Origin of the sequence: Alloalcanivorax balearicus MACL04, from assembly GCF_025532145.1 — a bacterium.
Classification (GTDB): Bacteria; Pseudomonadota; Gammaproteobacteria; order Pseudomonadales; family Alcanivoracaceae; genus Alloalcanivorax; species Alloalcanivorax balearicus.
The window spans coordinates 1-1,189 of the sequence record NZ_ARXS01000066.1 but is presented as its reverse complement, the minus strand read 5'-3'; the positions used below and the strand labels follow the sequence as shown (position 1 = coordinate 1,189).

General features: G+C 60.3%; 1 protein-coding gene. It reads left to right on the top strand.

The window, feature by feature from the left end:
- Window position 1: 1 nt before the first annotated feature.
- A partial coding sequence (gene tuf, locus MA04_RS21680) for an elongation factor Tu (protein WP_262462839.1) occupies window positions 2-1,189 on the top strand: 1,188 nt, incomplete at its 3' end.

Sequence of the window (1,189 nt, the reverse complement as noted above, 5' to 3'; positions counted from 1 at the left end):
CGTGGCAAAGGAAAAGTTTGAACGTAATAAACCGCACGTAAACGTGGGCACGATTGGTCACGTTGACCATGGCAAGACGACGCTGACAGCCGCTTTGACGCGGGTGTGCTTCGAGGTGTGGGGCTCCGGTTCGGCGAGCGCCTTCGATCAGATCGATAACGCCCCGGAAGAGCGTGAGCGTGGTATTACGATCGCGACCTCCCACGTGGAGTACGACTCTCCGACCCGTCACTACGCGCACGTTGACTGCCCGGGTCACGCCGACTACGTGAAGAACATGATCACCGGTGCGGCGCAGATGGACGGCGCGATTCTGGTGGTATCCGCCGCTGACGGCCCGATGCCGCAAACGCGGGAGCACATTCTGTTGTCTCGCCAGGTGGGCGTGCCGTACATCGTCGTGTTCCTGAACAAAGCGGACATGGTGGACGATGAAGAGCTGCTGGAACTGGTTGAAATGGAAGTGCGTGAGCTGCTGAGCGACTACGACTTCCCGGGCGACGACACCCCGATCATCAAGGGTTCCGCTCTGAAAGCGCTGGAAGGCGACACCAGCGAGATTGGCATGCCGGCGGTACAGAAGCTGGTGGAAACGCTGGACGAGTACATTCCGGAGCCGGAGCGTGCGGTAGACCTGCCGTTCCTGATGCCGATCGAGGATGTGTTCTCCATCTCCGGCCGCGGTACCGTGGTAACCGGTCGTGTGGAGCGTGGCATCATCAAGGTGGGTGAAGAGATCGAGATTGTGGGTATCAAAGATACCACCAAGACCACCTGTACCGGTGTTGAGATGTTCCGCAAGCTGCTGGACGAAGGTCGCGCGGGTGAGAACGTTGGTGTGCTGCTGCGTGGTACCAAGCGTGACGAAGTGGAGCGTGGTCAGGTTCTGGCGAAGCCGGGCTCGATCACCCCGCACACCAAGTTCGTTGCCGAGGTGTACGTGCTGAGCAAGGACGAAGGTGGTCGTCACACCCCGTTCTTCAACGGCTACCGTCCGCAGTTCTACTTCCGTACCACGGACGTTACCGGTGCCTGTACGCTGCCGGAAGGCACCGAGATGGTGATGCCGGGTGACAACGTGCAGATGGACGTTGAGCTGATCGCACCGATCGCCATGGAAGACGGCCTGCGCTTCGCGATTCGCGAAGGTGGTCGTACCGTTGGCGCCGGCGTGGTGGCCAAGATCGTA